We start from the raw sequence: 25,986 nt of genomic DNA, 5'->3' as shown, positions 1-25,986 counted from the left end.
GAGAGCTGAGACATGAGCCGTTTCGAAGGGGCGACGGTGCTGATCACCGGGGCGACCGGCGGTCTCGGCAGTGCCGCGGCAAAAGCATTCGCGGCGCAAGGCGCAAGGCTGGTTCTTTCCGATCTCGACGAGGCGGCGCTCGGCGATTTCGCGGCGACGCTCGACGCCGACACCGCGATACTTGCCGGCAATATCGCCGACGAGAAGCTCTCCGAGGATCTCGTGAAGCTCGCCGTGCAGAGATTCGGCCGGCTGGACGTTGCCGTCAACAATGCCGGCATCGTGCACTCCTTCGTGCGCCTGCCGCAGGTAACGTCGGAGGAAGCGCGCCGCGTGCTCGAGGTCGACCTGCTTGGCGTCTTCTACGCCATGAAGCAGCAGATCCCGCAGATGGAACGCCAGTTCAAGCAGCGCGGCAAGGGCGGCGTCATCGTCAACGTCGCCTCTGTTGCCGGCCTCTCCGGCGCGCCGAAGCTCTCGGTCTATGCCGCCGCCAAGCATGGCGTGGTCGGGCTGACGCGTTCGGCGGCAGTCGAATATGCCACCAAGGGCGTGCGCATCAACGCTATCTGCCCGGCACATACGAGGACGGCGATGGTCGACGGTTTCATCCGCTCGACCGGCGCGCCGGAGGACGAAGCGCTGGCCGAACTCACGCGCGGCGTGCCGATGAGGCGGGTCGGAGAAGTCGACGAGATTACTGCCGGCATCCTGTTTCTCGCCGACCCTGCCAATTCCTTCATGACCGGCCATGCGCTGGCGCTCGACGGCGGCATCGGCGCCATCTGACGCATGGCCTGAGGCTGCGGCTACGCTGGGGAACCAGCCTCGTGTCTTGTTCGTTTCCGTACAGCGTATATTATTGCAGGCAACCAACGATACAGGCAGGCCGATATTGCCGCTGAGCGTTCAAAAGCGCCGGGAGAAACAGAAAGCCGAACTTCGTTCCGAACTGGTCGAGGCCGCCCACAAGCTCGTCCAGGAAGAGGGCTACGAAGGCTTGACCATCCGCAAGCTTGCCAAGCGGGTCGGCTACGCGCCGATGTCGGTCTATTCCTACTTCGCCGACAAGCAGGACATCCTGTTCGCGCTCGCTGAAGACGCCTTCGAGACTCTGGCGCGCCGCATCGAGGAGCATACCGCCGACGACCCCATGGAAGCGCTGCGGGCTGTGATGACCGAATATGCCGCCTTCGGCCTCGGCAATCCCAATGAATACCGCACCGTCTTCATGACCGAAAAGACGCGGCTGCCGGAGGGCCGCGGCTACGAAGACATGGAAGAGGGCAACCCCGCCATGAAGGTGCTGATCAGCAGGGTCGAGGCCTGCGTCGCCGCCGGCAAGCTCAGGGGTGACGCGCGTGCCATCGCCACCATGCTATGGACGGTGGGTCACGGCACCATCTCGCTCCTGATCACATTCCCCTTCTATCCCTTCGGCGATCCCGAGGCCTATGTGAAGCGGATGTGCGACTTCACGCTGGCCTCCTTGGCGGCGCAGGACGTCGCGCCGCTCACCGACGCATCCGTCAACTGCTGAGCGGGCTGTTTCAGCCCCTTTCCGCCGCGTCGATCCTCGCGACGGGGCAGCCAATTGCTACGTTCAATAAAATTTGTCGTACATGTACATGATTGCCCTTGAACTTCGCCTTGGCGCGCCGTATTTGTACATTGCATCGTACATGTACGAACCCAACCATCGGAGATGGACAATGAAGAAGGCGATCCTTGCGCTTGCTGCCGTGCTGGCTTTCTCGGGCGCCGCTTTCGCTGGCGCGAACCAGCCGGCAAAGCACGCGCCCGCTTCCTGTGCTCAGACCAGCGTCAAGCTCGATTGCACGGCTACCGGTTCGGTCGAGAAGGCTGACGCCGCCAAGACCCAGCCAACCAGTGGCCCGCGGCTCGGCATCGACGTTGACCCCTGGTTCGTGCCCGGCCTCTAATCTGAGAATCTGAGTGTCGGAAATTGGCAAAGCAACGGGCGGCTCCAGGCCGCCCGTTTTCGTTTGCCTTAGCCAAATCGCCTGCAGCGATGGCGCTATTTCTTCCGCGGTTTCCTGCCTTGCACCGTATTGGCGCTGCCGGGCTTGGCGGGAGCGCCGGGAATGGCCGTGCTGGTGATCGACACCGGATCACTGGCCGGGAACGTATCCTCAAGGCCTTCCTCGAGCTCCTCTTCCTCGAGCTCATGCTGCCGATCTTGCTCTAGCGAACGCACCGCCTGCGTCTTCTTGGGTGACCTCGGCGCGGGTTTGGACGGCATCGGCTTCTCCCTAGAGCGATTCCAGGAACTTGGAGCGGGTCAGCGATTCTGTAAGCTGAACCGCTCTTGCGAGTCGCAGCAACGGGCCGCGCCGCCGATGGTTCCGGCAACGCCCGCAATCTCTTGCGGGCCGCGGCGGCCGAGAAGATCAGTTCGCCGCGTCGCTTGCCGCTTCGGCCAGCAAAGTAAAGACATAGTCCGAGAAGGAACGCCAGCATTCCACCCGGAAGGCATCCGCGGCGGTGCGCAGGAGAACGATCTCGGATTTGCCGAGGATGGTGCGTGAGGCAGCTCCGACCGGAAACGCGTCGAGCGACAGGTCCTGCGGGCAACCGGAGCTGACCGTCACGGCCGCCGCCGGCCCGGTGACCGAGATCGCGACATTGCGATGCGAGATGCCGACGGCTGAATGCAGGGCCGAGACCTTGGCGCAGTCGGCCAGCGGATCGTTGCCGGCCTCGTCGATGATCAGCCATTCGTCCGGCCCGAGCCACAGCGCGGTGCGCCCTTGCTTCGCAGCCGAAGCCTTCGGGCTGGTCGGCAGCGTCAGGCCGAGCGCCTTGGACAGCGCGGCGACCGACAGCTCCGGAGCGCGCAGCGAAATACGCTCGGCCGGCGGCAGCATCTCGACCTTGACGCCGGTTGCCGAGACGGCGCTCCCGGCAAGCGCGGGACGCCGGTCGGCAGAGGCCGCGGCCACGGCCTTGTTCGCGACAGCCTTAGCCATTGAGGCGCTCTCCCTTCTCGTCGATGAACACCATGCCGGTGACCTCCACCTCGATCACGCCGTTCGGCATCGGCACGTAGAGTGTCTGGCCCATGCGGTCGCGGCCGCCGGCGACCAGCGCCAGTGCGATCGAGCGCCCGCAATTTTCCGACCAGTAACTGGAGGTGACGTGGCCGATCATCTTCATCGGGATCGCCTGCTTCGGATCCTCGACGATCTGCGCGCCCTCTTCCAGGACGACCTTCGGGTCCTTGGTCTTGAGCCCGACCAGCTGCTTGCGGCCCTTGGCGACCAGGTCAGACCGGGTCAATCCGCGGATGCCGACGAAGTCGGTCTTCTTCTTGCCGACCGCCCAGTCGAGCCCGGCATCGTTCGGCGTCACCGTGCCGTCCGTGTCCTGTCCGACAATGATGTAGCCCTTTTCGGCACGCAGCACGTGCATCGTCTCGGTGCCGTAGGCGCAAGCGCCATGCTTCTGGCCTTCGGCCCACAGCGCTTCCCAGACCGCCTGGCCATAATCGGCCGGCACGTTGACTTCGAAGCCGCGCTCGCCGGTGAAGGACATGCGGAACAGCCTGGTCGGCACGCCGCAGATCTTGCCCTCGCGCACCGACATATGCGGCAACGCCTCGTCCGACATGTCGATGCCTTCGACCAAGGGTTCGATAATCTTCCGCGCGCTCGGCCCCTGCACCGCAATCACCGCCCATTGTTCGGTGGTCGAGGTCAGCCAGACATTGAGATGCGGGAATTCCGTCTGGAGGTAGTCTTCCATGTGGTGCATGACGCGCGGCGCGCCGCCGGTGGTCGTCGTCACATGGAAGCGGTCCGGCGCCAGCCTGCCGACGACGCCGTCGTCATAGATGAAGCCGTCCTCGCGCAGCATGATGCCGTACCGGCAGCGGCCCGGCTCCAGCTTCTCCCATGGATTGGTGTAGAGCAGTTCCATGAACTTGGCCGCATCGGGCCCGACCACCTCGATCTTGCCGAGCGTCGAGGCATCGAACAGCCCGGCTGCCTTGCGCACCGTGACGCATTCGCGATCCACGGCAGCGTGCATGTCTTCGCCTGCCCTCGGAAAATACCAGGCGCGCTTCCACTGGCCGACATCCTCGAACACCGCGCCCTGTGCAGCCGCCCAGGGATGGATGGCGGTCTTGCGCGTCGGGTCGAACAATGCCCCGCGCGCATGGCCGACGATCGAACCGAAGGTCACCGGCGTGTAAGGCGCGCGGAAGGTGGTCAGGCCGACCTGCGGGATCGGCTTGCCAAGCGTCTCGGCCGCGATCGCCAGACCATGCAGGTTCGAAGTCTTGCCCTGGTCGGTCGCCATGCCGTTGGTGGTGAAGCGTTTGACATGCTCGATCGAGTGCATGCCCTCATGCACCGCCTGACGGATGTCCTTGGCGGTGACGTCGTTCTGGAAATCGACGAAGGCCTTGACCGTCGTGCCCGGCCCGGCGCCGGGCGCTGCACCGACAATGCCGCGCGACCAGCTTTCGCCGGCATCGACCTTCGGCTTGGTGCCCTTGCCCGTCTTGACACTGGAATCCTTGCCGCCGGCGTCCTTCGCAGCCTTGGCGCCGGCCGCATAGGCTTCATCGACCGTAGCCGACAGGCCGTCCGTGCCGTTGCAGGCGCCGACCGAAACGCAATCCTGCGCATAGGTTCCCGGCACGAAGCGCTGCGTCTCCTCGTTGAAGGCCACCTTGCCGCGCGACTGCGAGAACAGATGCACCGACGGCGTCCAGCCGGACGACATCAGGATAGCGTCGACCGCGATGGTTCGCTCGCCGCCGCCGTTCTTCGGCTGCACGGTCATCGAGGACACGCGCAGCTTGCCGCCGGCACTGACCACCGCGCGGCCGAAATTGATCTCGATGCCGAGGTTCCGCGCCTCGTCGATCACCGGTCCACTCGGATTGTCGCGCAGGTCGACGATTGCCGCGATATTGATCCCGGCCTTCTTCAGGTCGATCGCCGCGGCATAGGCGGAGTCGTTGGCCGTATAGACGCCGATATTCTTGCCGACAGCGACGCCGTAATGGTTGAGATAGGTGCGCGCCGCCGAGGCGAGCATGACGCCCGGCCGATCGTTGTTGGCGAACACCATGTGGCGCTCGATAGCGCCCGTCGCCAGTACGACGCGCCTGGCGCGGACCTGCCACAAGCGCTCGCGTGCAAGCTCGCGTCCAGGGTTCTTCATGTGATCGCTGACGCGCTCGACCAGGCCGACGAAGTTCTGCGCGTAGTAGCCGAACGCCGTCGTGCGCGGCAGAACGCGGACATTGTCCATCGCCTTCAGCTTCGCGATCGCGGCCTGCGCCCAGGCAAAGCCGTTCTCGCCGTCGATCTTCGCGCCGCTCTCGAAACGCAGGCTGCCGCCGAATTCGGCCTGCTCGTCGGCAAGGATCACCCGCACGCCGGTTTCGGCCGCGGCAAGCGCTGCGGCAATGCCCGCCGCGCCGCCGCCCAGCACCAGCACCTCGCAATGCGCGTAACGCGCGGCATAGTGGTCGGGGTCCGGCCGGTCCGGCGATATGCCAAGGCCTGCCGCCGCGCGGATCTTTGGTTCGTAGAAGTTCAGCCAGGCCGACTTCGGCCACATGAAGGTCTTGTAGTAGAAGCCGGCCGAGAACATCGGCGAGGCGATGTCGTTGACCGCCCCGATGTCGAAAGCCAGCGACGGCCAGCGGTTCTGCGAATTGGCAACGAGGCCGTCATAAAGCTCCTGCACGGTCGCCCGCACGTTCGGCGTCTTGCGCGCGTCGTCGCGCACGATCTGCACCAGCGCGTTGGGCTCCTCCGCGCCGGCCGACAGGAAGCCGCGCGGCCTGTGGTACTTGAAGGAACGGCCGACCAGGTGCACGCCATTGGCAAGCAGCGCCGACGCCAGCGTGTCGCCCTCGATGCCGACATAGGACTGGCCGTCGAAGCTGAAGGAAGCGGTCCTGGCCTGGCTCAGGCGCCCGCTGCCGGAGATGCGGAACGAGGCTTTCATTTCGTGGCTCCAGGCAGCTTCGCGGGCTTCGGCTCGCCGGCCTTGTAGGTCATGACGAACTTGTCGGTGACGGTGTCGCGCACGGCGTTGAAGAAGCGCGCGCAGCCGTGGATGTGCCGCCAGCGCTCATAGATGACGCCTTTCGGATTCGAGCGGATGAAGAAGAATTTCTCGAAATCGTCGTCGCTCTCGCCGGCGATGTTGGTCGAGCGCACGACATGCGCTTCGCCGGCATTGCGGAACTCGAGTTCCGGACGCTCTTCCTCGCAATAGGGGCAGCGGATGAGAAGCATTTTCGGTCGGTCCTACACTTCGCCATGACCGACGCGAGCGCCGGTGCTTCGGATTTCCTGTTCGTCGGCTGTTTGCGGCATCGCCATGGCCGTCATCAGTGCGCCACCGCCGCCGCCGCCGCCTCGTCGATGAGGCGGCCGGTGCGGAAGCGCTCGAGCGTGAACGGCGCATTGATCCGATGCGGTTCATCCCGGGCGATGGTGTGGGCAAACACATTGCCCGACCCAGGCGTGGCCTTGAAGCCGCCTGTGCCCCAGCCGCAATTGACATAAAGGCCTTGTACCGGGGTCTTCGCCAGGATCGGCGAGCGGTCCGGCGTCACATCGACGATGCCGCCCCAGGAGCGCAGCATCTTCATGCGGGTGAAGATCGGGAACATCTCGCAGATGGCGTCGAGCGTGTGCTGCAATATGTGCAGGCCGCCTGTCTGCGAATAGGAGACATACTGGTCGGTGCCGGCGCCGATCACCAGTTCGCCCTTGTCCGATTGCGAGATATAGGCGTGCACCGTGTTCGACATGATCACGCACGGCACCACTGGCTTGACCGGCTCCGAGACCAGCGCCTGCAGCGGATAGCTTTCGAGCGGCATCCGCACGCCGGCCATGTTCATGATCACCGAGGAGTGGCCGGCTGCGACCACGCCCACCTTCTTGGCGCCGATGAAGCCGCGCGTCGTCTCGACGCCGGCGACCGCGCCATTGGGCGCGCGCTTGATGCCGGTGACCTCGCAGTTCTGGATGATGTGCACGCCGCGCGCCGAGGCGCCGCGCGCATAGCCCCAGGCGACCGCGTCATGGCGCGCCGTGCCGCCGCGCCGCTGCAGGGCGGCTCCCATCACCGGATAGCGCGCCTCCTTGGCGATGTTGAGCGGCGGACAGAATTCCTTCGCCTGCTCCGGCGTCAGCCATTCATTGTCGATGCCGTTGAGCCGGTTTGCATGGATGTGGCGCTTGAACACCTGGACGTCATGCACATTGTGCGCCAGCATCATGACGCCGCGCGCCGAATACATAACGTTGTAGTTGAGTTCCTGGCTCAGCCCGTCCCACAGCTTCAGCGCATGGTCATAGATGCCGGCGCTCTCGTCGTAGAGATAGTTCGAGCGGATGATGGTGGTGTTGCGGCCGGTGTTGCCGCCGCCGAGCCAGCCCTTCTCCAGCACCGCGACATTGGTGATGCCGTGCTCGGTCGCCAGGTAGTAGGCGGTCGCCAGGCCGTGGCCGCCGGCGCCGACGATGACGACGTCATATTCCTTCTTCGGCTCTGGCGACGACCATTGCTGTTCCCAGCCCTTGTGGCCGCGCATCGCCTCTCGGGCAATGGCGAATACCGAATATTTCTTCACGTTCCAGCCTCGCGGATTTGCGGCCGGGCATCCCCCGGCACACGAGCTACATTACTAGCGAAAGCGCGCCGCCGGCCTTGCACTGTTTGCGACGGCGCTTGCCGTTTTGCGCCGCAGCCCTGCGACGCGCCGAACCGAGATCGATGAATGTCTCCGCCGGAAAGGCATCGATCAATCGGACGTGATCCGTGTCGAACGTCAGCTAAAATGTCATGGGCCGGCCTTGCATTCCGATCCGTTTTTGACGATTTCGTTTCCCGTCGAGAACGGACAGGAACGATGCTGCTGATCAGAACCTATGTCGCGTCCAGCCCGATCGAGGGCGTCGGCGTTTTCGCCGCCGAGCCAATCAAGAGGGGCGCCTCGATCTGGCGGCTCGATCCCGATTTCGACCGGCTGATCCCGATCGACAAATACCAAGCGGCACCCCCACATCTCCAGGAACTGCTCGACCGCTACGCCTACCCCAGCCCCGACCGCCCGGGCTTCATGGTCTATGAAGTCGACAACGGCCGTTTCATGAACCATTCCGAGCGGCCGAACACGGATTTTTCGCAATATGGCGGCGCCACCGCCATTCGCGACATTGCAGCCGGCGAGGAGATCACCTGCGACTACGGCGAGTTCTTCGAGGATTTCGCCCGCCTCCATCTCGCGACGGCCTGATGCCTGTCGCAAAAACTGTGCGGCGGCCTTGAGAACGACATGGATCAAGACAACGATCCAAAGCGCGGCGCCTGAATCCGCCCCATCGCGGCGCGCTTGCGGGCGGGCAGACCTCAACGCTTCGGCCTTTGATCGCGGTTTCCTGCAATCAACGGTGGACAGGACGCCCTGATTCTGCTATCAGCCGCCACAATTCGCGGTGCATGCCACTGCGGAGGCATAGCGGCTATGGCCGTTTGCCTGTTGATTTCAAACCCGAAAGACAGGATTGCACGTGCAGGTACTCGTCCGCGACAACAATGTTGATCAGGCGCTTCGCGCGCTGAAGAAGAAGATGCAGCGCGAAGGCATCTTCCGCGAAATGAAGATGCGCGGTCACTACGAGAAGCCGTCCGAGAAGCGCGCCCGCGAGAAGGCTGAAGCCGTTCGCCGCGCCCGCAAGCTGGCCCGCAAGCGCGCGCAGCGCGAAGGCCTGCTGCCGATGACTCCGCGTCCGGCTCCGGCTGGTGCTGCCGGCGCATCGCGTTCGCCGCGCTGATAACGCCAATTTTTCGTCCTTTTCGAAGGATACCGAGGGTGGCGCGATGCGGAATCGCCGCCACCTTTTTGTTTTGATGATTCGACCTCGGTTCGGAGGGGAACGGACCTGACGGCGCCGCGGCAGTGAGGACTGAGATGAACGCAATTTCCGTGGAGCGCAGAACCGCCTTTCGCGGCCTCGCCCTGACGGCGGCCCTGTTTTCGGGCCTGGCGCTTGCAGCATGCCAGACAGCCCCGACCGGCGAGTTCAACAACATCGACAAGGCGCAGGGGTCGACCGAAAACATCTCGTCGCTGACGGCGGTGATCCAGCGCAATCCGCAGGATCCGGAAGGCTACAATGTGCGCGGTTCCGCCTATGGCCGCGGCGGCCAGTACCAGGCGGCGCTCAAGGACTTCGACAGCGCCATCCAGCTCAATCCGAATTTCTATCAGGCCTACTCCAACCGCGCGCTCATCCAGCGCTTCCTCGGCAACCAGGAAGCGGCGCTCGCCGACTACAACCGCGCGATCCAGATCAATGCCAACTACGACGCTGCCTATATCGGCCGCGGTAATCTCTACCGCAAGGCGGGCCGCGTCCAGGACGCCTTCAACGACTTCCAGAAGGCGATCCAGCTCGATACCACCGACGCGCGCGCCTATCACAATCGCGGCCTGATCTATCAAAGCCAGGGCCAGCACAAATTCGCCATCGAGGACTTTTCGACCGCGATTTCGCTGGCGCCGGACGCCGCAGAGCCCTACAACGGCCGCGGTCTTTCCTATCTGGCAACGGGTGACGAGGACAACGCCTTCTCCGACTTCAACATGGCCATCAAGCTCGACCCCAAGAACGCCGAGGCCTGGGCCAACCAGGCGCTGATCTATGAGCGGCGCGGCGACAAGTCGAGGGCGGCGAAGTCCTATCGCGAGGCGGTCCATCTCAATCCGAACTACCAGCCGGCCAAGGACGGTCTTTCCCGCACCTCCGGCGACGCCAGCTGACCATAGGCTGACGCCGCACGGCAAATTCCAGCACCGATGCCAGGCCGATTGCGGCGCCGTTGGGCTGGTCCTGAGTTAGCCCCGGCCGGAAATGGCTTCATCCTTGCCTTGCTGGCGCCAAGTTTCGGCGGAACGCTCCTCGCACCTCGATCGTTTGATCCGGGGCCAATCTGCGAAAGGACCATTCCGATGATCAAGACAATTGTCTGTGCCGCTGCGCTTGCCACCACGGTCCTCGCCTCTCCAGTCAGCGCCGGCACGCTCCGGCTTGGCACGCTGGACTGCACCATCGACGGCGGCATCGGCTATGTCATCACCTCCAACAAGGGTGTGTCCTGCGTCTTCCGCCCCTACCACCACGGGCCGGCCGAGCTTTACACGGGAATGATTTCCAAGCTTGGCGTCGATGTCGGCCAGACTCATCAGGGCCAGCTGGTCTGGGCAGTGCTTGCCGCGACCCGCCACCATGAAGCCGGCGATCTGGCCGGCAGCTATTACGGCGTCAACGCCGAGGCGAGCGTCATCACCGGCGGCGGCGCCAATGTCCTGGTCGGCGGACTGGACGGCGCCTTCATGTTGGAACCGCTGAGCGTCCAGGCGCAGACCGGCGTCAATCTGGCCGTGGCGGTGGCCTCGCTCGACCTCGTCCATTCCTACAAGTGAGGCATTCCGGCCGGTAACGTCTTTCGCCCTATACGAGCGGCCCGGAACAGGACAATGTAGCTGTTCTGGGCCGCATCTTGTTGAGGGGGAATGATGCCGAGGACCATTGCCGCAACCGTGCTTGCACTGGTCGCATTGGCGGGAGAGGCGTGGACACAGAACGGCGGCGTCGAACTCGGCGTCCTCGACTGCGCCATTGGCGGCGGCACCGGCTTCATCTTCGGCTCGAGCAAGGACCTGAGCTGCACCTTCACGCCCGCCGACACGACTTTCGCGCCCGAGGCCTATTTCGGCGCCGTCAACAAATACGGGCTCGACATCGGCACCACCAGCCAGAGCATCATGAGGTGGCTGGTATTGGCGCCGCTGAAGAACGTCTATGCGCCGGGCGCGCTCGCCGGCGACTATGTCGGCGCCAGCGCCGAATTGACGGCAGCGGTGGGAGCCGGTGCCAACCTGCTGGCCGGCGGTTCCGGACAGGCCTTCACGCTGCAGCCGCTGAGCGTGCAGACGCAAACCGGCGTCAACATCGCCATCGGTGTCAGTCAGTTCCAATTGCGCAGCACGGCGAACTGACTCCCGACCGGGATCGATCAGGCCTGTTTGCTCTTTCGGCCTCTGCTGGGCGCATTCGTGAAAAAAGCCTCTTGAGCTCAACTGCGCTTGAGGTTCTACAAACCCTGCCGAACTGGATCTGGCGGCCTTTCCGAAGAGGGACGAGGTTGCGATTGGCAGGCAGGAGATCGACGTGACGGCAACCAACGGCAAGGCGGGCAGCAACAAGGTTGACTGGCGGGCGCTATGGGCAAGCGGCGACCTGGCGCGTTTCTGTTTCATCAGCCTGGGCATCCTGCTGCATGCCACCAATGAGACGATGGTGGCGACCGTGATGCCGGCCATGGTCGGCGAGTTGGCGGGCGTGCAGCTGGTTGGCTGGTCGCTGGCGATCTATGAGCTCGGGGCCATTGTCGCGGGTGCCGCGGCCGGCCGGCTGGTGAGCTATGTCGCGCTGCGCTCCAACATGATGGTCGCTGCCTTGCTCTATGCCGCGGGTGCGCTGATCTGCGCCACAGCCCCTTCCATGCCCCTGTTCCTCGCCGGGCGCCTGGTCGAGGGCCTTGGCGGCGGCGCGCTTGTCTCGCTCGCCTTCGTCTCGGTCGAACGCCTCTTCCCGCGCAACATCTGGCCGCAGCTCTTCGGCATCATGTCGGCGATCTGGGGTGTCGCCGCCTTCAGCGGCCCGAGCTCGGCGCGATCATGACCGAGTTCCTGTCCTGGCGCTGGGCCTTCGGCGTCTTCACTTTCGGCGGCGCGGCAATGGCTCTGGCGAGCTTCATGGTGCTCGACACCCCTGTCGCAACGAAACCACAGGCGGACAGCGGCATGGCGCCGCCCTTCCCCTATGCGACGCTCGCCTGCCTCGCCCTCAGCGTGGTTTTGATTGCGGCGGCCGGCATCGACATCGCCCTGCTTCGTTCCTCGCTGTTGCTGGCGCTGGGCCTTTTCGGCCTGGCGCTGTTCTTCCGCATCGATGCTCTCCGGCCACGTTCGCGCCTCTTCCCGTCACCGCTGTTTTCGTGGCGCTCGCCGCTCGGCTCCGGCATGACCATGGTTGCGGCCTTCTCCGTGGCAACCTGCACCTTCGCGATCTACGGGCCGCTGCTGCTGACCACGCTTCACGCCATTCCGATTCTGACCACCGGCTATATCATCGCTGCGGAGTCGATCGCCTGGTCGATCCTGGCGATCCTGGTCGCCAATGCGCCGCTGGAACGTGAACGGACAATCATCGTCGTCGGCGCGCTGATGATCGCTTCCGGCCTCGCCGGTTTCGCCTACACCATTCCGGCGGGCTCGATCCCGCTCATCCTGCTCTGCGCCCTGCTGCAAGGCGGCGGTTTCGGCGTTTGCTGGCCATTCCTCACGCGCGTCATCGTCGCGTCGGCCCGCGACGGCGAGCAGGCAATAGCATCGGCCGCCGTGCCGACCATGCAGCGCATCGGCTACGCGGTGGGCGCTGCCCTTGCCGGCATTGTTGCCAACGCCAGCGGCTTTTCAGAGGGCCTCAACCACGAGGCGGCAGCGAGCGTTGCCGGCTGGCTCTTCCTGGCCTTCGTGCCAGTTGGAATCTTGGGCTGTATTGCTGCCGTGAGGATCGCGCTGCCGGCCATGCGGCCCCAGGAGGCAGCTGGTTAGACAGCGGTTGTCTGCAGCCGATCGGCGATCAGCGCAGCAAGCCGTGCCGCGACTTCGTCCTTGCCCATTTCCGGCCATTCCTCGACGCCGGTCCTGGAGACGATGCGGACCTTGTTGCGGTCACCGCCCATTACGCCGGACGGGCCGATGCCGCTCGCATGCGAGACGTCGTTGGCGACGATGAAATCGGCGCCTTTCTTCTTCAGCTTGGCCTGGGCGTTGCTGATGAGATCCTGCGTCTCGGCGGCAAAGCCGACGACCAGACCGGGCCGCTGGCAGTGATGCCCGATCCCGGCCAGGATGTCCGGATTCTCGACCATCTTGAGCGAAGGCGGGCCCTCGCCCGCCATCTTCTTGATCTTGTCGCCGGCAGCGTTTGCCGTGCGCCAGTCGGCGACCGCAGCGACGAAGACCGCCGCGTCCACCGGCAACAGCTTCTCGACCGCTTCCTTCATTTCGCAGGCGGTTTCGACATGCGTGGTCTTGACCCCGGCCGGATCGGCGATGTTGACCGGACCCGAGACCAGCCGGACATCGGCGCCGAGCCTGGCGAGCGCCGCCGCGATGGCATGGCCCTGCTTGCCGGACGAGCGGTTGGCGATGTAGCGCACCGGGTCGATCGGCTCATGCGTCGGCCCCGAGGTGACGATGATCCTGCGGCCCGCAAGCGGCTTCGACTTCTCATCGAGCATGGCCTCGATCGCGGCGACAATCTCCAACGGCTCGGCCATGCGGCCTTCGCCGGCCTCGTTGCTCTCCGCCATCTCCCCCTTGGCGGGGCCGACGAAAATTATGCCGTCCTTCTGCAGCGTCGCGCGGTTGCGGCGCGTCGCCGGATGCGACCACATTTTCGGGTTCATCGCCGGCGCCATCAGCACCTTCTTGTCGGTGGCCAGGAGCACGGTCGAGGCGAGGTCGTTGGCATGGCCGTTGGCGAGCTTGGCCATCAGGTCGGCGGTGGCCGGCGCCACCACCAGCAGGTCGGCTTCGCGGGACAGCCGGATATGGCCGACATCGTGTTCGTCATTGCGGTCGAACAACTCGGTGAAGACATGGTCGGCCGAAAGCGCGCCGGCAGACAGCGTGGTGATGAACTCCTGAGCGGCCGATGTCATCACCACCCGGACCGACGCGCCACGCTCTCGCAAACGACGGATCAGATCGAGTGCCTTGTAGGCGGCGATGCCGCCGCCGATGATGAGCAGGATGCGCTTGCCGGAAAGAGTCATCATGCCTGATACCAGTCGAGTTTTACGCAAGCTTCAACGCCGGTTGGATGTCGGTATGGTTGAAATCATCGCCCTTGAAAAGCAGAGGCAGATTTCGTGTCTTTGCCAAGGCATAGGCAAAACAATCGCCCATATTCAGAGCAGCGCGATGATGAGATCCCCTGCCGTATCGAGAATAAGCGAGCCGTGCGACTTCAAGCTGTCCCAAGTCGAACGGGATCACCGTCAGTTCGAGGCTGTTCACGAGAACCTGGAGTTCGTCAGCGTTGACCGCACCACCGGATCGACACGCAACGCAATGTGCTTCGAAGAGTGTGGCAGCACTTATCAGCGCAGCGGGCGAAGTGCCGAAAATGTCGACAAGCTCTCCCGCGTCCGGCTCCGCTCCCATAATGGCGATCAGCGCTGACGTATCGACAGCAATTGTCATAGAAGCCCCTCGTCCCACATTTGGTCGGTGAGTGTCTTGAGGTCGAATGGACGTTCAGGTTTTCGGCCAAGCGCCAGGATTTCGTCACGAGACGCCTTCAACCGCCACCCCGCAGTCTGCAGTTTCGCTTGAGGGATTGTCGCCTCGCGCAAAACGTCTCGGGCCTCCTGTTCCATGGAGACGCCGCGCGCCGCCGCCCGCTGGCGCAGGATCTTTTTCACACCGTCATCCAAATTACGGATTGTAAGAGTGCTCATGCCTTTGCTCCCCTGCCCCTTCAATTTAGGGGCGTAGACGGATGATTGCAATGCTAGCACCGCTAGCATTGCAATCAGAGCAATTTCCATGCGATGTAGAGCAGCGTCAGCGCGATCAGCCACAGCGCCACCCGGCCGGAGCGGGTATGGCGCGCCTCCGCCTTGCCGATGGCGTGCGCGGTCGCCTCATCGAAGCGCAGGCCGTTGGCGGCCATCAGGTCGATCTCACGCGACAGCCGCTCGGTGCGCGCGGCGATGTCCGGCGCCTGCCTCGCCAGCGCCACCAGCGCCTTGCCGGCGTCGCGCGCGTCGGACAGCATCCCGCGCGGCCCGAGATTGCTGGCGATCCAGTCGCTGACCACGGGCTCCGACGTCTTCCACATGTTGAAGGCAGGATCGAGCGTGCGGGCCACGCCTTCGACCACCACCATGGTCTTTTGCAGCAGCACCAGTTCGGTCCGCGTCGCCATGTCGAACAGGTCGGTGACCTCGAACAGCAGCGTCAGCAGCTTCGCCATCGAGATCGTCTCGGCCGACTGGCCGTGGATCGGCTCGCCGATGGCCCGGATCGCCTGCGCGAAGGCCGAGACATTGTGCTGGCGCGGCACGTAGCCGGCTTCGAAATGCACCTCGGCGACGCGCTGGTAGTCGCGCACGATGAAGCCGTAGAGGATCTCGGCGAGGAAATGCCGCTCTTTCTTGCCGAGCCGACCGGCGATGCCGAGATCGACGGCGACGATCGTGCCGTCCGCCTCGACGAACAGGTTCCCCGGATGCATGTCGGCATGGAAGAAGCCGTCGCGCAGCGTATGCCTGAGGAACGACTGGATGAGATTGGCGGCGATCGCCTTGAGGTCGTGGCCGGCGGCGGCAAGGCCGGCCAGATCGTTCATCTTGGTGCCCTCGATCCACTCCATGGTGAGCACATCGCGGCCGGTCCGTTCCCAGTCGACGGCGGGCACGCGGAAGCCCGGATCGTCCTTGGTGTTTTCGCCGAGTTCCGACAGGGCGGCGGCCTCGAGCCGCAGGTCCATCTCGATCTTGGTGGTCTGCGCCAGCGTTTGGGTGACCTCGACTGGGCGCAGTCGGCGCGAGGAAGGAACGTATTTCTCCTGCAGACGGGCAGCGAGGAAATAGCTCTCGAGATCATGGAAGAAGCGGCGGCGCACACCCGGCCGGATGACTTTCACGGCCACCCGCGCCCGTCCCCTGTCACGAACGACTTCGGCGCTGTGCACCTGGGCGATCGAGGCGGCCGCTACCGGCTCGCCGAAGCGCGAATAGAGATCGCCGATCCCGCGTCCGAGCGAGGCTTCGACGGCCATGATCGCCGCAGCCGTCGGGAAGGTGTGCATCTTGTCTTGCAGCAGCGCCAGGTCGACCGCCATGTCGTTGCCGACCACATCCGGTCTCGTCGCCAGGAACTGGCCGAGCTTGACGTAGGACGGCCCGAGCCGGACCACCGCCTTCGCCAGCCGGTCGCCACGCTGGTGGGCTCGCGCGCGGCGACGGGTCAGCAGCCGCGCCAGCCGCCAGCCGAGCTTCGGCATGCCGGAGAGCTCTTCGCCCGGCAGCGCCGCGACGACGCCCTCGCGGACCAGCACCCAGCCGGCCCTGGCGAGCCGAAAGGCGGCGCCGACGCTGGTCATCGAACGCTGCTCATGGCCAAAGCTGCCCGCCTCAAAGCTTCCAGCCCGAATGAAGTGCTGCGATGCCGCCCGAATAGTTGCGGAAAGTCACGCGGTCGAAGCCAGCGCGGGTGATCATGGAAGCAAAATTCACCTGGTTGGGGAATTTGCGGATCGATTCGACCAGGTAGGAATAAGGTTCGCCGTCGCCGGTCACCGCCTTGCCGATCACGGGGATCGCATTGAACGACCAGGCTTCGTAGACCTTGTCGAGCAGCGGCATCTCGACCTCTGAGAATTCGAGGCACAGCAGTCGCCCGCCGCGCTTCAGCACGCGAAACGCCTCGCCGAGCGCCACATCGATGCGCGGCACGTTGCGGATGCCGAACGCGATGGTGTAGGCGTCGAACGTGTTGTCCCCGAAGGGCAGCGCCTCGGCATTGGCCTCGACAAAATCGGTGTTGTCGGACAGACCCTTCTTTGCCGCCCGATCGCGGCCGACTTCGAGCATCGAGCCGTTGATGTCGAGCACGGTCGCATGCGCCAGGCCGTCGCTCGCCTCGACGATGCGGAAGGCGATGTCGCCCGTGCCGCCTGCGACATCGAGCACTTTCCAGCCCGACCGTTTCGGCGGATGGAGCCACGCGACCATCGCGTCCTTCCAAAGCCGATGCAACCCGCCGGACATCAGATCGTTCATCAGGTCATATCGATTGGCCACCTTGTGGAACACGTCGTTGACGAGCGACTGCTTGTCGCCCGCGCCCACCTTTCTGAAACCATAGGAGGTTTCCATGCCGCCCGCGGCCGTGGTTCTCTCAACTGACATTGTTGTGATCCGTCATAAAACCGGCGGGACCATAGCCGATCGATGGTTGCAACGCTATTGTCGGAAGCGCGGTTTTCGGCCGCGCCTTCCAGACAGTTTCGGGAAGAGTCTCGCATGATTTTCCAACCAGAATCCGAGCGGGAACGGCATACCGGACGGAACGGTCGCATGGTCTTGAAAGCGGAATTGCACTGCCACATCGAAGGGGCGGCGGCGCCCGAGCTCGTCGTCGCCCAAGCCCGCAAATACGGCAAGGATCCTTCAGCCTACATCCAGAACGGCTCCTTCGTCTGGCACGATTTCACCTCTTTTCTCGAGGCCTACGACTTTGCCTCAGACCTGTTCCGCAGCGAGGAGGACTACGCCCGTCTGACCGACCACTATCTGACCAGCCTCGCCCGCGACGGCGCCATTTATTCCGAGGTCTTCACCTCGCCGGATCATGCCGTCAAGGCCGGCCTGTCGCCCAAGGCCTATACCGACGCGCTTGGCGAAGGCATGGTCCGGGCCAAGGCCAGGACCGGTATAGAAGGCCGCATGATCGTCACCGGCGTGCGCCATGTCGGCGTCGAGGCAATCGAGCAGGCGGCGCGCTTCGCGGCGCGCTGCGGCCATCCGCTGGTCACAGGCTTCGGCGTTGCCGGCGACGAGCGGATCGGCGATTTCGAGGACTATGTCCGCGCCTTCGAGATTGCGCGCGAGGCAGGGCTGGGCATTACCATCCATGCCGGCGAGCTGATGGGCTGGGAAAGTGTGGCCGCCGCGCTCGACCATATCCGCCCCTCCCGTATCGGCCATGGCGTGCGCGCCATCGAAAACCCCGACCTCGTCCGCCGCATCGCCGATCAGGGCGTGGTGCTGGAATGCTGCCCCGGCTCCAACATCGCGCTCAAGGTGTTCGGAAGCTTCGCCGAGCACCCCTTCCCGGCATTGCGCGCGGCCGGCTGCAAGGTGACCCTCAATTCCGACGACCCGCCCTATTTCTGGACCTCGCTGAAACGCGAATACGATCTCGCCGCCGAGCATTTCGCGATGGATGACAAGGCGCTTGCCGCTGTAACCAGAACGGCGATCGAGGCGGCCTTCGTCGACCGCAAGACCAAGGCGGCGCTGCTGAGCCGGCTCGACGCGAAGGGCCGGTGAATGGTGAATGGTGAATGGTGAATGGTGAATGGTGAATGGTGAATGGTGAATGGATGGTTCGCCGGCTTTTCGCCTGTCAACCACGATCGTCGATCCCTCAGGACTCGCAAACCCCCTCACTATTCACTATTCACTATTCACTATTCACCATTCACCATTCACCATTCTGGAGCAGACCATGCAGGGCGTCACCGTCGTCGACCATCCCCTTGTCCAGCACAAGCTCAGCATCATGCGCAAGAAGGAGACGTCGACGGCCGGCTTCCGGCGGCTGTTGCGCGAGATCTCGTTGCTCCTGGGTTATGAGGTGACCCGCAAACTCGAGCTGACCACCACCACGATCGAGACGCCGATCGAGGAGATGGAAGCGCCGGTGCTGGAGGGCAAGAAGCTGGTCTTCGCCTCCGTGCTTCGCGCCGGCAATGGCCTGCTCGAAGGCCTGCTCGACCTGGTTCCCGCGGCGCGCGTCGCCCATATCGGCCTCTACCGCGACCACGAGACGCTCGAAGCGGTCGAATACTTCTTCAAGGCGCCGAGCGACCTGGCCGACCGGCTCGTGATCGTCGTCGACCCGATGCTGGCCACCGCCAATTCTGCGATCGCGGCGATCGACAAGCTGAAGGGCCGCGGCGCGACCAATATCCGTTTCCTCTGCCTGCTTGCAGCACCTGAAGGAATCGAGCGCTTCACCAAGGCGCATCCGGATGTCCCGATCTTCACGGCTTCGATCGACCGCCAATTGAACGAAAAGGGCTACATCATGCCCGGCCTCGGCGACGCTGGCGACCGCATGTACGGGACCAAGTGAGCGCAAGGCGTTAACCAGCCGTTTACGCAAGGGCGCGGTTCCGCCGCGCGTTAAAGCGGCAATCACCATGCCGGCGCTACGAATGGACCTTCACGAGGCCCAGTCATGCTACGCAAGCTTCTCATCCTTGGCGTGTTTACCGGGACTTCGGCATCGATCCCGATCATCTATCAATCGAATCCGCAACTGGTCGACAGCCTGCTCAAGTCGGCGGTCGCTTCCAGGCCGGCGGCGCCGGACGCCCAGCCGGACCTCAGTCTCGCCTCGGCCCCCGACAAGCCGGCAACGCTGTTGCCGCTTGGCCGCAAGGTCGTGGTCAGCGCCGACGCGCGCGGCCATTTCACCTCGCAGTTCAGGTTCAACGGCCGTCAGATCGACGGCATGATCGACACCGGCGCCACACTGGTCGCCATCAACACCTCGACCGCGCGCCGGATCGGCATCTCGCTCAACCAGTCGGATTTTACCCAGCAGGTGAATACGGCGAACGGCCCCATCAAGGCCGCGGTGGTCACCCTCGAACGCCTGCAGATCGGCAAGATATCCGTCGACAACGTCCAGGCTGTGGTGCTCGACGACCGCGCGCTGCAAACCAATCTGATCGGCATGAGCTTCCTGCAGAGGCTGCAGAAATATCAGGTCGAAAACGGCGAACTGCTGCTCGTGCAGTAGGGCGCTCAGCGCAGCAGGATTCGCCTGAGCACGGTCTTTTCAGCCGACGGCTTCGACGTTCCGACCGTGTAGGCTGAACGCACCGCGATCGCCGCATTCTCCGCTTCCGCCTCGGTTCGCGCATGGATCAGCGCCAGCGCCTCGCCCGCCCGCACCTCCGCGCCGACCGGCAAGAGCCTGGTCAGGCCGACGGCGTGATCGATCTTGTCGTCCGGACGCGTGCGTCCGCCGCCCAGCGCCACGACAACAAGCCCAATGTCGCGCGTCGCGATGCCGGTGACGAAGCCGTTCTCGCCCGCCTTTGCCGCCCGTTCGATCGGCGCTTTGGGCAGGTATTTCTCCGAACGCTCGACGAAATCGGCCGGTCCGCCCAGCGCCGCAACCATGCGCGAGAACACGGCCGCCGCGCGGCCGCCCGCAAGCGTCTCGGCGGCCCGCCTGAGCCCGTCCTGGTTGGACGAAACGATACCCGCCGACTGCAGCATCTCGGCGGCCAGGGCCAGCGTGACGTCCTCCAGCCGCCGGTCGCGGAACCGCCCGGTGAGAAAGTCGACCGCGTTCCGGACTTCGACCGCATTACCGGCAGCCGAGGCCAGCGGCTCGTTCATGCCGGTGACCAATGCCGAGGCTTTCAACCCGGCGCCATTGGCGACCTCGACCAGGCTGTTTGCCAATGCCGCCGCATCACGCGACTTCTCCATGAAGGCGCCGTTGCCGACCTTGACGTCGAGCACCAGCGAACCGAGCCCCGCGGCGAGTTTCTTCGACAGGATCGAAGCCGTGATCAGCGGCACCGACTCCACCGTGCCCGTCACATCGCGGATCGCATAGAGCCGGCGGTCGGCCGGCGCCAGATCGGCGGTCTGGCCGATGATGGCGCAGCCGGCCTCCAGCACGGTTTTGTGCAAGCGCGCCAAATCCGGCTGAGTGATGTAACCGGGAATGGCATCCATCTTGTCGAGCGTGCCGCCGGTGTGGCCGAGCCCGCGGCCCGAGATCATCGGCACATAGGCGCCGCAGGCAGCGACGATCGGCGCCAGCATCAGCGAGACATTGTCTCCGACCCCGCCGGTCGAATGCTTGTCGGTGACCGGCCCCGGCAAATCCGACCAGTCGAGCACGTCGCCGGAATCGCGCATGGCGATCGTCAGCGCTATCGCTTCCTCACGGCTCATGCCTTGCAGGAACACGGCCATCGCAAAGGCGCCGATCTGGCCCTCCGAGAGCGTGCCCGCCGCAACTCCCTCGATGAAGGTCGCGATCTCCGTCGCCGAGAGTTTGTGGCCGTCGCGCTTGCGGCGGATGATTTCCTGCGGGAGCATCAGCTTTCGGCCAGGCCGTTTTCGAAGACGCGCCGCAGGATCGTCGCCAGCCGCGCGCCGCCGACCGGCGCCATGTCCTTGGTTTCCTGATGCGAGAGTTCCGCCCCGGTCATGCCTGCCGCCAGGTTGGTGATGACCGAACAGGCGGCGACCTTGAGGCCGAGAAAGCGCGCGAGGATCACTTCCGGCACGGTCGACATGCCGACGGCGTTGGCGCCCATGATGCGCGCCATGCGGATCTCGGCCGGCGTCTCGAAGCAGGGTCCCGAGAACCACATGTAGACGCCTTGATGCAGCGCCGTGCCGGTCGCTTCGGCCGCCGTCTCGACCGCCTTGCGCAGCCCGGCATCGTAAGCCCCGGTGAGGCCGACGAAACGGCGGTCGCTCGGCTCCCCGATCAAGGGGTTGGAGCCGGAGAAATTGATGTGATCGGTGATCAGCATCACCGATCCCGGACCCATCCCCGGATCAAGCGAGCCGGCGGCGTTGGTGAGGATGAGATGCGAGATGCCGAGACCGGCAAGCACCTCCAGCGCCGGGCGCATCGCCGCGGCATTGCCGTGCTCGTAATAATGCGCGCGGCCGGACAGCATCAGCACCGGGGTCCCGGCGAAATGCCCTGCCACCACCTCGCCGGCGTGGCCTGAGACCCCGCTGCGCGGGAAGCCCGGCAGATCGGCATAGGAAATGCGGCGGGCGTCCTCGACCTGGTCGACCAGGCCGCCAAGGCCGGAGCCCAGCACAAGGGCCGTGGCCGGCGCCAGCCCGTCCAGTTTCTCGACCAGATGATCCAGCGCTTCCTTCATATCAATGTGTCGCCCTTGAAGCCGAAAGGCAGCATGTCGCCCATGGTCACTGTCTCGACGACGCCGCCATTGTCGCAGAGATAGAGTTTCGTGTCCGGCCGGCAGAACTCCGCCAGCCTTTGCCGACAGCCGCCGCAGGGCGAGCATTTGGCCATGCGTTTCGCGATGACGGCGATCTCGGTGATCTTGCCGCCGCCGCCCATCACATAATGGGCAAGCGCCGTGGTCTCGGCGCACCAGCCTTCGGGATAGGACGCCACCTCCACATTGGCGCCGGTGAAGACGCGCCCGTCCTCGGTGCGCAGCGCCGCTCCGACCGGAAATTTCGAATAGGGCGCATAGGCCTTCGTCATCGCCGCCTTCGCCGCCTTGAACAGATCATGCGACATTCAGTACTTCTCTCCGACGATCTTGTTCAAAAGCCGGTCGCGTCGGGGCCGCGCCAATTCTGCGCATGTGTCCCAACCTTCCCAGACCCAGTATTTCCAGATGCTCAGCGCTCTCGATCTCAACGTTCCTTGACGTAAGGCACACCGCCGGCGCGCGGCGGGATCGCCTTGCCGATGAACCCGGCGAGCAGGATGACGGTGAGCACATAGGGCAGCGCCTGCATGAACTGCACCGGCACCTTGCCGATGATCGGCAGCGGCGTGCCCTGCAGGCGGATCGACAGCGCGTCGAGGAAGCCGAACAGCAGGCAGGCGAACATGGCGTTGACCGGCTTCCACTTGGCGAAGATCAGCGCCGCCAGCGCGATGTAGCCCTTGCCTGCGGTCATGTCCTTCACGAAGCCGCCGTTCTGCACCATGGAGAGATAGGCGCCGGCAACGCCGGTAAGCACGCCGGTGCAGATCAGCGCGCGGTAGCGCAGCCAGGCGACCGAGATGCCGGCGGTGTCGACGGCGGCCGGGTTCTCGCCGACCGCGCGCATGCGCAGCCCGAAGCGGGTGCGGAACAGCACCCACCAGGTGAACGGCACCATGGCGAAGGCGAAGTAGACCAGGATCGAATGGCCGGAGATCAGCTCGGAATAGATCGGCCCGAGGATCGGCACCCCCCTGACCGCGTCGGCGCCCGGCCAGATGATCGCCTCGAACCGCTCGCCGGGCTGCAGCGCCGGTGTGCGTCCGCCCTGCTCGAACCAGGCCTGGCCGAGGATGATGGTCGAGCCGGCGGCGACGAAGTTGATCGCCACGCCGGACACGATCTGGTTGCCGCGATGGGTGATCGAGGCAAAGCCGTGCACCAGCGCGAAGGCGATTGCGATCAGGATGGCCATGGCAAGGCCGATCCAGGCGGAATGGAAGACCGACGCCGCGGCCGCGCCGGCAAAGGCGCCGACCAGCATCTTGCCTTCGAGGCCGATGTCGAAGATGCCGGCCCGCTCCGAATAGAGGCCGGCGAGGCAGGCGAGCAGCAGCGGCACCGAGAGGCGGATGGTCGAGTCCAGCACCTGGATGATGGCGTTGAAAGTGTCCATCTCAGGCCCCCTTGCCCTTGACCGCCTGCATGCCGACCGATTTCGGGCTGAAGGAGGCGAACAGCGCCTGGATGTATGGCCTGAACATGTGCTCCAGCGCGCCGGCGAACAGGATCACCAAGCCTTGGATGATGACGATCATGTCGCGGCTGATCGCCGGCATCTCGAAGGCGAGCTCGGCGCCGCCCTGGTAGAGCATGCCGAACAGGATCGCCGCCAGCACGATGCCGACCGGATGCGAGCGCCCCATCAGCGCCACCGCGATGCCGACGAAGCCGGCGCCGGAGACGAAGTCGAGCGCGACATTGTGCTGGTCGCCCATCACCGGGTTGAGCGCCATCATGCCGGCCAGCGCGCCGGAGAGCACCATGGCGATGAGGATGATGCGGGTTTCCGAAATGCCGGCATAGCGCGCCGCCTTCGGGCTGTGGCCATAGGTGCGCATCTCGTAGCCGAGCCGGGTGCGCCAGATCAGCAGCCAGACCAGGAAGGCCATCGCCAGCGCCAGCAGGAAGCAGACGTTGAGCGGCGCCGAGCGGATCTTGGCGCCAAACAGCTCGAGGATCCAGTTGAGCTTCGGCAGCTCCGCGCCGGGCAGGAAGTTGCGCGTCTGCGGCGCCATCGAGCCGGCCGGCTTCAGGACGTCGACCAGCGCATAGACCATGACGCTGGCGGCGATGAAGTTGAACATGATGGTGGTGATGACGATATGCGAGCCGCGCTTGGCCTGCAGATAGGCCGGGATCAGCGCCCATAGCGCACCCATGCCGGCCGAGGCGATGATCGCCAGCGGGAAGGTCAGCCACCACGGCAGGATGCTGTCGAAGGCGAGGCAGACGATGCCGATGCCGAGGCCGGCTATGTAGCCCTGCCCCTCGCCGCCGATGTTGAACAGCCCGCAATGGACGGCGACCGCCACCGACAGCCCGCTGAAGATGAAGGTGGTGGCGTAGAACAGCGTGAAGGCGATGCCGGATCCCCTGCCGAAGGCGCCTTCGACCAGGATGACGGCGGCGCGGAACGGGTTCTCGCCGACCAGCATGACGACGAAGCCGGCGACGACGAAGGCGACCGACAGGTTGATCAGCGGGATCAGCCCGTAATCGGCCCAGGCCGGCAGCTTGGCGTAAGGCGTGCTCATTCGGCGGCCTCCTGGTGCTCGACACCGGCCATCAGCAGGCCAAGCTCGCCTTCTGTCGCCTCCGGGCCGCGCTCGCCGACGATGCGGCCGGCAAACATCACCAGGATGCGATCGGAGAGCGAGCGTATCTCGTCGAGCTCGACCGATACCACCAGCACCGCCTTGCCCTGGTCGCGCATGGCGATCAGCCGCTTGTGGATGAACTCGATGGCGCCGACATCGACGCCGCGGGTCGGCTGGCCGACGATCAGCACGCCGGGGTCCTGCTCCATCTCACGCGCCAGCACGATCTTCTGCTGGTTGCCGCCGGAGAAATTGGCGGTCTTCAGCCGCGGATTGCCGGGGCGGATGTCGTATTTCTCGATCTTGTCCTTCGCGTCGGCCAGGATGGCGTCGACGTTGAGGAACGGCCCCTTCAGATAGCGCTCGTCGTCGTGATAGCCGAGGATCGAATTCTCGTTCTCCTCGAAGGCCAGCACCAGCCCGACATGATGGCGGTCCTCCGGCACATGGGCGAGGCCGCGGTCGCGCAATTCGCCCGGATCGGCCTTGCCGGTGAGGTCGACCGGCTTGCCGCCCAGCATGACCTCGCCGGAGACGGCGTGGCGGATGCCGGAGATCGCTTCGAGCAGCTCGGACTGGCCGTTGCCGGCGACGCCGGCGATGCCGACGATCTCGCCGCCGCGCACGTCGAAGGAGACGTCGTCGACCATGGTGACCCCGCGCTGGTCCTTCACCGTCAGGTTCTTGACCGAGAGTTTTATCGCGCCGGCTTCCGACTCACCCTTCTCGACCCGGAGCAGCACGCGCCGCCCGACCATCAGTTCGGCCAGTTCGCCGACCGTGGTCTCCTTGGTGACCCTTGTCGCCACCATCGTGCCCTGCCGCATGACCGAGACGGTGTCGGTGATGGCCATGATCTCGCGCAGCTTGTGGGTGATCAGCACCACCGTCTTTCCCTGCTCCTTCAATTGCTTGAGGATGCGGAAGAGGTGGTCGGCCTCGGCCGGCGTCAGCACCCCTGTCGGCTCGTCGAGGATCAGGATCTCGGCGCCGCGATAGAGCGCCTTCAGGATTTCGACCCGCTGCTGCAGGCCGACCGGCAATTCCTCGATGATGGCGTCCGGATCGACCTCCAGGCCGTATTCGCGCTCGAGACGCTCGAGCTCCGAACGCGCCTTGGCGATGCTGCTCTTCAAGAGCGCATCGTTTTCAGCCCCGAGGATGACATTTTCCAGCACGGTGAAATTGTCGACCAGCATGAAATGCTGGTGCACCATGCCGATGCCAAGCGCGATCGCGTCGTTGGAGGTGGTGATCGACACCGGTTTGCCGCCGACGCGGATTTCGCCGCTGTCGGCCTGGTAGAAGCCATAAAGAATCGACATCAGCGTCGACTTGCCGGCGCCGTTCTCGCCGACAATCCCGTGGATCGTGCCGCGCGCAACTTCCAAATTGATGTCGCGATTGGCGCGCACGGCGCCGAAACTCTTGTTGATGCCTATGAGCTCGATTGCGGCCTGCGCCATGCAGCCTGTCCCACTCTTATTTTTTTA

At 64.7% G+C, this 25,986-nt stretch carries 27 protein-coding genes and 1 pseudogene; 12 read left to right on the top strand and 16 right to left on the bottom strand.

Annotation, left to right across the window (positions count from 1 at the left end):
- Positions 1-12 precede the first annotated feature (12 nt).
- From EN818_RS20195 to EN818_RS20185, 3 genes are all read left to right on the top strand, one after another.
- A complete protein-coding gene (locus EN818_RS20195; RefSeq protein WP_095806330.1) occupies positions 13-789 on the top strand; it encodes a glucose 1-dehydrogenase in 777 nt (258 codons plus the stop codon).
- 106 nt (positions 790-895) lie between these two features.
- On the top strand, positions 896-1,540 hold the full coding sequence (locus EN818_RS20190; protein ID WP_095806331.1) for a TetR/AcrR family transcriptional regulator: 645 nt from the start codon (positions 896-898) through the stop codon (positions 1,538-1,540).
- Positions 1,541-1,712: 172 nt separating this feature from the next.
- Positions 1,713-1,943, top strand: a complete 231-nt coding sequence (locus EN818_RS20185; RefSeq protein ID WP_095806332.1) for a DUF680 domain-containing protein — start codon at positions 1,713-1,715, stop codon at positions 1,941-1,943.
- A gap of 95 nt (positions 1,944-2,038) precedes the next feature.
- On the opposite strand, the gene EN818_RS20180 is transcribed toward EN818_RS20185, so the two are convergent.
- From EN818_RS20180 to EN818_RS20160, 5 genes are all read right to left on the bottom strand, one after another.
- Positions 2,039-2,263, bottom strand: a complete 225-nt coding sequence (locus tag EN818_RS20180) for a hypothetical protein (RefSeq protein ID WP_095806333.1) — start codon at positions 2,261-2,263, stop codon at positions 2,039-2,041.
- A gap of 148 nt (positions 2,264-2,411) precedes the next feature.
- On the bottom strand, positions 2,412-2,990 hold the full coding sequence (locus EN818_RS20175; protein ID WP_095806334.1) for a sarcosine oxidase subunit gamma: 579 nt from the start codon (positions 2,988-2,990) through the stop codon (positions 2,412-2,414).
- Entirely contained in the window at positions 2,983-5,991 is a 3,009-nt protein-coding gene (locus EN818_RS20170) for a sarcosine oxidase subunit alpha (RefSeq protein WP_095806335.1), read from the bottom strand. Before EN818_RS20170 ends, EN818_RS20175 begins: the two co-directional genes overlap by 8 nt.
- The gene (locus tag EN818_RS20165; protein WP_095806336.1) at positions 5,988-6,284 is read right to left on the bottom strand and encodes a sarcosine oxidase subunit delta; all 297 of its coding nucleotides are present in this window, start codon (positions 6,282-6,284) and stop codon (positions 5,988-5,990) included. The genes EN818_RS20170 and EN818_RS20165 overlap by 4 nt, the downstream gene beginning before the upstream one ends.
- Positions 6,285-6,379: 95 nt before the next feature.
- The gene (locus EN818_RS20160) at positions 6,380-7,633 is read right to left on the bottom strand and encodes a sarcosine oxidase subunit beta (protein ID WP_095806337.1); all 1,254 of its coding nucleotides are present in this window, start codon (positions 7,631-7,633) and stop codon (positions 6,380-6,382) included.
- Between the two features lie 279 nt (positions 7,634-7,912).
- On the opposite strand from EN818_RS20160, the gene EN818_RS20155 reads away from it, so the two are divergent.
- The 6 genes and pseudogenes from EN818_RS20155 to EN818_RS20130 all read left to right on the top strand — a co-directional run bounded on the left by EN818_RS20155 (position 7,913) and on the right by EN818_RS20130 (position 12,685).
- A complete protein-coding gene (locus EN818_RS20155; RefSeq protein WP_129553808.1) occupies positions 7,913-8,299 on the top strand; it encodes an SET domain-containing protein-lysine N-methyltransferase in 387 nt (128 codons plus the stop codon).
- A gap of 274 nt (positions 8,300-8,573) precedes the next feature.
- On the top strand, positions 8,574-8,837 hold the full coding sequence (rpsU, locus tag EN818_RS20150; RefSeq protein ID WP_040969057.1) for a 30S ribosomal protein S21: 264 nt from the start codon (positions 8,574-8,576) through the stop codon (positions 8,835-8,837).
- 137 nt (positions 8,838-8,974) lie between these two features.
- The gene (locus EN818_RS20145; RefSeq protein WP_095806339.1) at positions 8,975-9,826 is read left to right on the top strand and encodes a tetratricopeptide repeat protein; all 852 of its coding nucleotides are present in this window, start codon (positions 8,975-8,977) and stop codon (positions 9,824-9,826) included.
- Between the two features lie 189 nt (positions 9,827-10,015).
- On the top strand, positions 10,016-10,489 hold the full coding sequence (locus EN818_RS20140) for a DUF992 domain-containing protein (RefSeq protein ID WP_095806340.1): 474 nt from the start codon (positions 10,016-10,018) through the stop codon (positions 10,487-10,489).
- 93 nt (positions 10,490-10,582) lie between these two features.
- Positions 10,583-11,065: a DUF992 domain-containing protein gene (locus tag EN818_RS20135; RefSeq protein WP_165350108.1), complete on the top strand. Its 483-nt coding sequence runs from the start codon at positions 10,583-10,585 to the stop codon at positions 11,063-11,065.
- A gap of 172 nt (positions 11,066-11,237) precedes the next feature.
- Positions 11,238-12,685 (top strand): annotated as a pseudogene (locus EN818_RS20130) (MFS transporter).
- On the opposite strand, the gene coaBC reads toward EN818_RS20130, so the two are convergent.
- The 5 genes from coaBC to ubiE all read right to left on the bottom strand — a co-directional run bounded on the left by coaBC (position 12,682) and on the right by ubiE (position 17,058).
- Positions 12,682-13,914, bottom strand: a complete 1,233-nt coding sequence (gene coaBC / locus EN818_RS20125; RefSeq protein WP_095806487.1) for a bifunctional phosphopantothenoylcysteine decarboxylase/phosphopantothenate--cysteine ligase CoaBC — start codon at positions 13,912-13,914, stop codon at positions 12,682-12,684. The pseudogene EN818_RS20130 and the gene coaBC overlap by 4 nt on opposite strands.
- 22 nt (positions 13,915-13,936) lie before the next feature.
- Entirely contained in the window at positions 13,937-14,344 is a 408-nt protein-coding gene (locus tag EN818_RS20120) for a type II toxin-antitoxin system VapC family toxin (protein WP_095806342.1), read from the bottom strand.
- Positions 14,341-14,601, bottom strand: coding sequence for a hypothetical protein (locus EN818_RS20115; RefSeq protein ID WP_095806488.1), 261 nt, complete (start codon positions 14,599-14,601; stop codon positions 14,341-14,343). Before EN818_RS20115 ends, EN818_RS20120 begins: the two co-directional genes overlap by 4 nt.
- Before the next feature lie 74 nt (positions 14,602-14,675).
- The gene (gene ubiB, locus EN818_RS20110; RefSeq protein ID WP_095806343.1) at positions 14,676-16,250 is read right to left on the bottom strand and encodes a 2-polyprenylphenol 6-hydroxylase; all 1,575 of its coding nucleotides are present in this window, start codon (positions 16,248-16,250) and stop codon (positions 14,676-14,678) included.
- A gap of 31 nt (positions 16,251-16,281) precedes the next feature.
- A complete protein-coding gene (gene ubiE / locus EN818_RS20105) occupies positions 16,282-17,058 on the bottom strand; it encodes a bifunctional demethylmenaquinone methyltransferase/2-methoxy-6-polyprenyl-1,4-benzoquinol methylase UbiE (protein WP_135904640.1) in 777 nt (258 codons plus the stop codon).
- 168 nt (positions 17,059-17,226) lie between these two features.
- Between ubiE and EN818_RS20100 the strand changes: the two genes are divergently transcribed.
- The 3 genes from EN818_RS20100 (at position 17,227) to EN818_RS20090 (ending at position 19,681) form a co-directional block, all read left to right on the top strand.
- Positions 17,227-18,201 carry an adenosine deaminase gene (locus EN818_RS20100; RefSeq protein WP_095806345.1) on the top strand — a complete coding sequence of 325 codons (975 nt, stop codon included), beginning with the start codon at positions 17,227-17,229 and terminating at the stop codon, positions 18,199-18,201.
- A 178-nt stretch (positions 18,202-18,379) separates the two neighbouring features.
- Positions 18,380-19,009 (top strand): uracil phosphoribosyltransferase, encoded by a 630-nt coding sequence (upp, locus tag EN818_RS20095; RefSeq protein ID WP_095806346.1) that lies wholly within the window; start codon positions 18,380-18,382, stop codon positions 19,007-19,009.
- A 105-nt stretch (positions 19,010-19,114) separates the two neighbouring features.
- Positions 19,115-19,681: a TIGR02281 family clan AA aspartic protease gene (locus EN818_RS20090; protein ID WP_095806347.1), complete on the top strand. Its 567-nt coding sequence runs from the start codon at positions 19,115-19,117 to the stop codon at positions 19,679-19,681.
- A gap of 5 nt (positions 19,682-19,686) precedes the next feature.
- Here the strand turns inward: EN818_RS20090 and deoA are convergent, their stop codons facing one another.
- From deoA to EN818_RS20060, 6 genes are all read right to left on the bottom strand, one after another.
- The gene (gene deoA, locus EN818_RS20085; protein WP_095806348.1) at positions 19,687-21,003 is read right to left on the bottom strand and encodes a thymidine phosphorylase; all 1,317 of its coding nucleotides are present in this window, start codon (positions 21,001-21,003) and stop codon (positions 19,687-19,689) included.
- Positions 21,003-21,809, bottom strand: coding sequence for a purine-nucleoside phosphorylase (locus EN818_RS20080; RefSeq protein WP_095806349.1), 807 nt, complete (start codon positions 21,807-21,809; stop codon positions 21,003-21,005). Before EN818_RS20080 ends, deoA begins: the two co-directional genes overlap by 1 nt.
- Complete coding sequence (gene cdd / locus EN818_RS20075) at positions 21,806-22,198, bottom strand: cytidine deaminase (RefSeq protein WP_095806350.1); 393 nt, start codon at positions 22,196-22,198, stop codon at positions 21,806-21,808. Before cdd ends, EN818_RS20080 begins: the two co-directional genes overlap by 4 nt.
- A gap of 119 nt (positions 22,199-22,317) precedes the next feature.
- Positions 22,318-23,289, bottom strand: a complete 972-nt coding sequence (locus EN818_RS20070; protein WP_095806351.1) for an ABC transporter permease — start codon at positions 23,287-23,289, stop codon at positions 22,318-22,320.
- 1 nt (position 23,290) lies between these two features.
- Positions 23,291-24,430, bottom strand: coding sequence for an ABC transporter permease (locus EN818_RS20065; protein WP_095806352.1), 1,140 nt, complete (start codon positions 24,428-24,430; stop codon positions 23,291-23,293).
- Complete coding sequence (locus EN818_RS20060) at positions 24,427-25,959, bottom strand: ABC transporter ATP-binding protein (RefSeq protein ID WP_095806353.1); 1,533 nt, start codon at positions 25,957-25,959, stop codon at positions 24,427-24,429. The genes EN818_RS20065 and EN818_RS20060 overlap by 4 nt, the downstream gene beginning before the upstream one ends.
- Positions 25,960-25,986: the final 27 nt, after the last annotated feature.

This window comes from Mesorhizobium sp. M3A.F.Ca.ET.175.01.1.1, from assembly GCF_004791945.1.
Classification (GTDB): Bacteria; Pseudomonadota; Alphaproteobacteria; order Rhizobiales; family Rhizobiaceae; genus Mesorhizobium.
Note: the sequence above shows the minus strand (reverse complement) of the source record. Positions and strands in the feature narration are given on the sequence as shown.